The organism is Bacillus sp. FSL K6-3459 (genome assembly GCF_038003305.1).
Lineage (GTDB): Bacteria > Bacillota > Bacilli > Bacillales > Bacillaceae > Bacillus > Bacillus pumilus_O.
Window position 1 is genome coordinate 1 of sequence record NZ_JBBOOW010000002.1, and the last position, 7,383, is coordinate 7,383.

Annotated in this window: 7 protein-coding genes; 5 read left to right on the plus strand and 2 right to left on the minus strand. The window is 35.8% G+C overall.

Annotation, left to right across the window (positions count from 1 at the left end; genetic code table 11):
- The first annotated feature begins 625 nt into the window (after positions 1 to 625).
- The 3 genes from MHI35_RS18820 (at position 626) to MHI35_RS18830 (ending at position 3,420) form a co-directional block, all read left to right on the plus strand.
- Positions 626 to 1,741, plus strand: coding sequence for a Rap family tetratricopeptide repeat protein (locus MHI35_RS18820; protein WP_335349504.1), 1,116 nt, complete (start codon positions 626 to 628; stop codon positions 1,739 to 1,741).
- A complete protein-coding gene (locus MHI35_RS18825; RefSeq protein WP_335349505.1) occupies positions 1,731 to 2,033 on the plus strand; it encodes a hypothetical protein in 303 nt (100 codons plus the stop codon). Before MHI35_RS18820 ends, MHI35_RS18825 begins: the two co-directional genes overlap by 11 nt.
- 361 nt (positions 2,034 to 2,394) lie before the next feature.
- Positions 2,395 to 3,420 (plus strand): protein rep, encoded by a 1,026-nt coding sequence (locus MHI35_RS18830; protein WP_335349506.1) that lies wholly within the window; start codon positions 2,395 to 2,397, stop codon positions 3,418 to 3,420.
- A gap of 345 nt (positions 3,421 to 3,765) precedes the next feature.
- Here the strand turns inward: MHI35_RS18830 and MHI35_RS18835 are convergent, their stop codons facing one another.
- Both MHI35_RS18835 and MHI35_RS18840 read right to left on the minus strand, forming a co-directional pair.
- Positions 3,766 to 4,383 (minus strand): hypothetical protein, encoded by a 618-nt coding sequence (locus MHI35_RS18835; RefSeq protein WP_335349501.1) that lies wholly within the window; start codon positions 4,381 to 4,383, stop codon positions 3,766 to 3,768.
- Between the two features lie 400 nt (positions 4,384 to 4,783).
- Positions 4,784 to 5,296, minus strand: coding sequence for a DUF3967 domain-containing protein (locus MHI35_RS18840; protein WP_335349502.1), 513 nt, complete (start codon positions 5,294 to 5,296; stop codon positions 4,784 to 4,786).
- A gap of 324 nt (positions 5,297 to 5,620) precedes the next feature.
- Here MHI35_RS18840 and MHI35_RS18845 point away from each other — a divergent pair, with 324 nt between their 5' ends.
- Positions 5,621 to 6,253, plus strand: coding sequence for a helix-turn-helix domain-containing protein (locus MHI35_RS18845; RefSeq protein ID WP_335349503.1), 633 nt, complete (start codon positions 5,621 to 5,623; stop codon positions 6,251 to 6,253).
- A 118-nt stretch (positions 6,254 to 6,371) separates the two neighbouring features.
- Positions 6,372 to 7,052, plus strand: coding sequence for a hypothetical protein (locus MHI35_RS18850; protein WP_197198152.1), 681 nt, complete (start codon positions 6,372 to 6,374; stop codon positions 7,050 to 7,052).
- Positions 7,053 to 7,383: the final 331 nt, after the last annotated feature.

The following is a 7,383-nucleotide window of genomic DNA, read 5'->3' on the forward strand; positions in this document are numbered from 1 at the left end:
CTAAATAGGTGCGGTGGGTTTTCTTTCCGTTCAAAGCAGAATGCCAGGGCATTGTACCGTTGGCATGAAAGTATCAAAAATGATACGATTAAAGAAATATTTGTGCGTCTGTTTTGTTTGGCGAAAGTGCGCAGCGGAAGACGACGACAGTCGTCGAGTGGCAACGAAAAGCGAAGCACTGAGAGCCAAACGGGAACCCCCCCACTCTAACAGGGGGGTACTACGGAAGAAAAAAGCAAATTAAGGCTAGTCATAGCAATGAATTGACTCGTTTTGAGTTTGTGACAAAGATTTATTTGAATGATTAAACTTATAAAAATACCGAGGCTGTAATTCAAAAATGCCGTTGAGAGCGTTCAGATTCGATTCTGAGCGCTTTTATTTTTGTGCAGGTAATTGAAATAGGGGGATGCGTCAAAAACGCTTATAGGGGATTTAAATGCGTTTTTTTCGTTTTGTCTGCTGTTCGTGTTAAGAAGCAGAAGTATGTCTTGTTTCCTATCCAGTCTCAAAATGGTTTGCGTCTTGCCGAAAATTTTACATATCAAGGGAAAAATAGGATTTTATTAGGGAGTGTTGTGCTAGCATTTAATATAAAACTGCACTTTCTAGGGGGGGATTGTAGGTGGAATCTATACCATCTCCAGTTGTAGCGATCAAAATAAACGAGTGGTACAAGCATATAAAGAAATTCAATGTGAAAGGTGCTGAAATCCTAAGAGAAGAAGTCAGAAAAGAATTAGACGTGATGGAAGAGGATGAGCAAGCGGTTCTTTATTTTCAGTTGATGGAGTTCCGTCATCAATTGATGTTGGACTATGTGCAACCTACTGGAGAACCACTAGAGAAGTCGGATTATTTGAAAGCTGTAGAAGGCCAAGGTAAAAAGATGGCGGGTATTCTTGAATACTATTTCAACTTTTTTCAAGGCATGTATGAGTTTAAAACTGGTGAGTTTATCAAGGCGATCGTGTTCTATAAACGAGCAGAGAAGCGGTTAGAGCAAGTGGCGGACGAGTTGGAAAGGGCAGAATTCTATTACAAATTATCAGAAGTGTTTTATCACATGAAACAAACTCATATGTCTATGTATTATGTTGGTCTTGCTTATAATGCGTATCGTTCAAATTCTAATTTTGTGGTTCGAGAGATCAACTGTTTGACTGTGGTTGCAGGAAATTATATTGATTTGGAACATAGAGAAAAGGCACTTTCGCAGTTACTTGCTGTTTTGGAAAAAGCAAAAACGTTAAAAAATCAGCATATGATTTTTAGAGCTTTGCATAATATTGGTTCATGTTATGAAGGTTTGGGTGACAACATCCGAGCTATATCTTATTTTCATCAAGCGATTGAAATTGGGAGTTCTATTGGTGAGAAAGTGCTTCTGACTTATTACAGAATGGCTATGATTCATTTGAAAAATAAGGAGTTTATCGAAGGACAAAACTTTTATAGAAAGTCATTTGAGCAGGCAGAAATTCATCATGATGAGCTTTATTTTATACTTTTGGAGTTTATGAAAAAATTATTTTTTGATTCAGCTAATCTAAGTGATATCTTGAATGCACTGGAAAAATTGAACAACATGAAGGGATATCGCTACATGGAAGACCTAGCATTAGAAGGCGCCCAGTTCTATACTAAAAGCGGGCGTATGGATGAATCTGTAAAATTATACGAGAAAGTGATGTACGCCCGAAAACAAATTCAAAGGGGCGACTGTTCATATGAATTTTAAAACGGTTCTTACTGGGTTTTTAAGTGCTTCGGCTTTGCTAGGTGTGATCTCTTTATCATCTGTTGAGTTTGATGCGAATTCAAGAAATGCTACTTCTCCAGAAACGATTGATCTCACTGTAAGAAATGCTACAGGGAATAGTTTTACTACAATGGATTTTCCTCTTATAACCCGATCTACAACTCAAGATTTTCGTCTCATAACCTCAATCGCTGATTCCAGGGCGATGACTTTTGATGATTCTGTAAGTGCCATTCGTTTTGTAACGCGTGATTCTAGGGTGTCTACTTGATGAATCAAACAGACCTTTTGGGTCTGTTTTTTTGTTGTGCAGCATGGCCAAAAAATCAAAAAAAAATCTCCCCCTGCGGGGAAATTTGGTTTAGTCTTTGGTCTTTTAGGTTTTGAGGTTTTAGTTTTTAAAAAGATGGCGGTTCCGCCAGCTTTTTGGGCGATTTTGACGGAGTCAGAATCGTGTCTTTTCTTATCTTGATACATATAGAAACATTGTCATTTTGAAAAAGTGCGGTAAATCCAGTGATGTCAAGGCTTTAAAGGCATTTTGACAGCACAAAACTCCATCTGCTATTATTAAGGTGTCGAATCTTAAATAATAGAATGCTAGAGAACTAGCGCAGAAGGAGTTTTTTGCTTTGTTTCATTCATCTGAATCGAATTATATCACCCTTGAGGACAAAACCGCAACAGGTAAAAAGCGGGATTGGAAAGGGAAAAAGTTGAGGTCGTCATTGATGGCGGCTCATTATGAAGGACTTGAAAAACGTACCGGTGCGCCTTACTACGGAAAAAAGGCAGAGAAAGTATGTGATTGTGCGGAATGTCTTGCGTTTAGAAGAGATAACGAAACGGGCAGACTACGATTATATCAAGCCTATTTTTGTAAAGTGAGGTTATGCCCTATGTGTGCGTGGCGAAGGTCGTTAAAAATTGCTTGTCATAATAAGTTGATTGTAGAAGAAGCAAATCGGCAATATAAGCCTGCGTGGATATTCCTCACGTTGACGGTGAAAAATGTTGAGGGCGATGATTTAAAACAAACGATTACTGATATGATGCAAGGTTTTAGAAAGCTGTTTCAATATAAAAAAGTGAAAACTGGAACACTTGGTTTTTTCAGAGCTTTAGAGATTACGAAAAATCATGAAGAAAATACATATCACCCTCATTTTCATGTGTTGATTCCAGTGAAAAGAAGCTACTTCACAGGTAAAAGCTATATTAAACAAGCAGAGTGGACGAGCCTTTGGAAGCGTGCCATGAAATTGGATTACACACCGGTTGTGCACGTGCAGCGGGTCAAAGGAAAAAAGGGCATCGATGCGGAAGCGATTGAAAAAGAAGTGCGCGAAGCTATGGAAGAGCAGAAAGCCATTTTAGAGATTTCTAAGTATCCTGTGAAAGATACTGATGTGATACGTGGGAATGAAGTGACTGAGGAAAATTTGGATACTGTTTATTATTTGGATGATGCATTGAATGCCAGGCGGTTGATCGGATATGGTGGGATCTTGAAAGAGATTCATAAGGAACTCAATTTGACGGATGCTGAGGACGGCGATCTTGTCAGAATTGAAGAAGATGATGATGAGGTAGCCAATGAGACGTTTGAAGTTATGGCACGTTGGCATGTTGGTATTAAGAATTACATAATAAATTAGAAAAGCAGGTTTTATATAACCTGCTTTTCTAATTTATTTTGTTTTCATTAATTGAAACTGACCACAAATTAAATAAACTATACCAATTATGAGAGAGATTGTACTCCAAAATGTTAAATTTGGGCCAATGTATTCTAGTAACGTTTTGAACATGTCTTCGCTTAAAGTTTTTAAATTAGATCCGAATATAGCGGCTGTTAAGTACTTAGTTATGTATAAAATTGTTGATATTGCAATAAAAAAAACACCTATTCCTCGACTAGACAATTTAATTCTCTCCTTAAAATTCAGCTTATAGTTATTAAATATAAAAAACAAGAAAAAGACAAATGTCTTTTTCTTGTTTTATTTATAGTGTATTTTCTTTTTAAAGTAAATGCCAGAGGGCTTGTATGCTCTCCCTGTTCCTTTATACTCATCAGATTTAAGTGCTAGTATGCCAGTATAATAGACTTTATATGACCAATTGTCATAAAGTGCATAAGCTTCCACCGTTGCTTTTTTTACTTTTTTTCCTTTATGTTTTTTTGGTACTTTGTAACTTCCTGTGTTTGTTACTGTTACTGATTTATTGATAGTAAATCCAATCTGTGCATTCATTTCTTTAATTGGCATTCCAAATGTAGCTGTTACTCCTGTGCTTACGCTAAGTGATTTTGCAAGTGATATTGTTATTCCTGGATCTCCTGCTGTTTTCCACAATATTTTCTTTCCTACTGTTTCACCAGTGTATTTTTTCCCCTTTATAGTCCACTTTTCTGGAGGAAATTTGATAAATGCTTTACTGGATACTACTGAATCTTTCATGAATTTTTTATTTTCGTCATTTAGAGGGACTTTAAATTCTTCTACATAATAATTTTCTTTTATAGAATTTGTTGCAAAAGATGTTGGACTGGGAATTAAAAACATAAGAAAAAATACAGAGAAACTTATAAGGATATTTTTATTCAGTTTTCTCATTTTCATATACACCTTACCTTTCTTTTATAGATTACAAATGTAAAAGTTATACCATCTCTATTACTAATACAATGTATTTAAGGTAAATTTAAACAAAAATGTTTTTTGGTTGCGGTGTCCGCAATCATTTTTTTTATTTTTCAGTGCTTCGTTTTGAGGAATATTTTTGTGATAGAATCCGTTCACTGTGGAGGTGGAGGTGAATGTGATGACGATTGTAATTAATGTGATGGATTTAGGAGCATTCATTATTTGTACTTTGCTGTTCATTGCATTGTGGTTTGAAGAATCAGAAGAAGCCGGCTATTAAGTCGGCTTCTTCTTTACACGCTTGACGGAAATCGAGAGATTTTAGCACTCACACAGGGGTGTGTATAAGTGCGCCATTTTCATGGGTGTCCTATTTCCAAAATTGCCACCACTTTTTTTGTTGAGCAGCAGCAATCTGTTTTTTCATTTCTTCATTCTCTTTTAGAGCCTCTATAAGGTGTTTGTCGCGTTCCTCAAGCTTAGCCTCAATGTAGTGTTGTTGTTCGTGAATTGTCTGAATAAGAGATTGGATGATTTGTTTTTGTTCATTCATTTGTGAGTTGAGAGTATTCCTTATGTCCTCTATCGACTCATTCAGCGTCAATGCTGTACTTTCTGTATGATTGTCTATTGTGATAGTGATTGGATGTCCTTCGTTAGTGAGGATGGTCTCAATGTTTTCTATAGACTTTCCTTCTACGTATAAACCACGAATTTTTTTCAGCAAAGGAATGGATTCATTTGCTACTAAATAGCTTTTTCCGTTTTTCTTTATGTTCAAATGATGGCCATGTTGACGAATGTATCTTCGCAATGTTGTATCTGGGATTTGAAGTTCTTTCTCTAATGATTTGATAGAGTGCCATTTTTCTTGGTTATCCATATAATTTCACCACCTCGTTCACCATACGATCATACATTGATTATTCTAGTTATATCAATGGATTCCTACGATCACGATCATGGTTGCGTCCATGAATACGATCATTCGATCATGAGAAATATGACAAGAACGTTTTAACGGTTATAAATTTATTTAAAGACTCATAAAAGTCTCTCATAAAGTGGAAGTGCCTTTTGATAATAATCTTTCACAGAATTTAGTTAAAACAAGCTTTTGCAACCAATAGTTGCATAGTGGTTGGTGGTGTGCAACCTGTGAAACTAATACAATTACAGCAATCATATGGAAATGGGGTGTTGTATGATGTCTTTAGGTTCTAATATTAGTAATAAAAGAAAATCCTTAAAGTTATCGCAAGAATATGTAGCAGAACAATTAGGGGTTAGTCGGCAGGCAATATCGAAATGGGAGACAAATCAATCAGAACCATCAATGGATAATCTAATAAGGTTGGCTGAATTATTTGATAGTGATATTAAAGAATTGGTTTCTCCAGAGCAATATTCTGAGGAACAAAAAGACTTAGAAACTCGGATTGAACAAAGTCAAAAAGATATAAAAATGCAAATGTCAGCTGTCTTTGGTCGAATTCTTATGCTGATTAGTTTTTTAGGTTACATTGGTGCTTTATTTGATCTTTCTTCTTATCAACTTCCTATTTGGTATTTACAAATTTGGTGGGGTGTCCTATTTTTGACCGGATTAGTTCTAACATTTGTTGGGGCAAGGGATTACTTTAATAGAAAATCTGGTTCTAAAAAAGTTATATGGCTTGATCTGTTATTTGTTTTCTCTTATTTTTTATATGAAATGTTGCCTTTTGAAAGAAGTATAAATACATTAGTTACGTTACTTTTTGGCATTGTGATTTTGGTTATTAAAAATATTAAGTTTTTCATTCCTACATGGAGGAAACCAAGGTCATTAGACAAATAAATTTAAAATTTATAAAAACTCTCCAGCATAGTTAATATAGATAAAAAGGAATTCTTTTGACATTTATGTTAAACTATTACTTGGTTATTTTTATAACATTAGTAAAGGAGAGGTCACTATGAAAAAAGAGTTACGTAGTTATTTGTCTCTTGTGGTTGCTTCAGTAATCCTTATATCTTTGGTTTCGCCCGTAGTAGCACAAGCACAGACGTCGGACAGAAGTAAGGGTGCTGTAACATTAACAGAATCAGAAAAAAATAGCATAAGTGATTTAGAGAAATCTGGTGTAGATACAAAGCTTGTTACTAAGTTGTTGGAAGTTTCGAATCATATTCATTTCAAGAAAGATCAAGAAACATTAAGTGTAGATTTAAGTGATGATGTTCTTATGAATAAATATGATTTTACAAAAACACAACTTAAAGATTTCAAAGCTATACTTGATGGTACATATAATTATTCTGCTTCAAAAGAAAGCATATTAAAAAGTAACCAAGTAGCTAAAACTTCTAGTTATAGAGCTGGTTATTTATCTAATACTGCTTTGAAATCTGGAACATTTGCTGTTTTAACCGTTGCAGCGCAATCAGGTCCAGCTGCATTAATGGCTGCTTGGACAGCAGTTTCATCAGCTTTAGCAGGACCATTAGGCACTGTGGCTGGAATAAGTACTGCAGTTTTAGGTGGAGCCTTTTTTGCAGATCTTGCATTGAAAATAACTGGAGCTATGACTCAGGGTAAAGGTGTAGCTTTCTATCTTGATTGGGGAATTCCACCAGTAAAAACTGTTATTGAATAAAACACTTAAAAAAGAGGTTTGTTTTTGAATTTTTACTGACTCTGTTTTTTTACAGGGTCTTTTTTTTAGTCTTAAATCTGATGTAAAAGAAGAACATAAGGCATGAGTCAACGGTAAGCGGAACGAAAGTGAGCATTAAGGAGTTGACTCATTCACTACACCCAAAGCCTATTGATTCAAACAAACCCCGTTTGTTTGCGCCAGCCGAAGGGGCATCCCCCGAAGATCGGGGGTAGGGGGTTTGAATATTTGCGATCCAACGGGCAGACCGTTGGCGGGTTTGGGCAGAGCCCGAAAAGAGTCACTGGAGAACCAGTGCCCACTTATGCAC

Excerpts from the sequence above, each read along its gene's own strand:
- MHI35_RS18825 (WP_335349505.1), top strand. The coding sequence starts at position 1,731 with ATGAATTTTAAAACGGTTCTTACTGGGTTTTTAAGTGCTTCGGCTTTG.
- MHI35_RS18835 (WP_335349501.1), bottom strand. The coding sequence starts at position 4,383 with ATGAGAAAACTGAATAAAAATATCCTTATAAGTTTCTCTGTATTTTTT.
- MHI35_RS18840 (WP_335349502.1), bottom strand. The coding sequence starts at position 5,296 with ATGGATAACCAAGAAAAATGGCACTCTATCAAATCATTAGAGAAAGAA.
- MHI35_RS18845 (WP_335349503.1), top strand. The coding sequence starts at position 5,621 with ATGTCTTTAGGTTCTAATATTAGTAATAAAAGAAAATCCTTAAAGTTA.
- MHI35_RS18850 (WP_197198152.1), top strand. The coding sequence starts at position 6,372 with ATGAAAAAAGAGTTACGTAGTTATTTGTCTCTTGTGGTTGCTTCAGTA.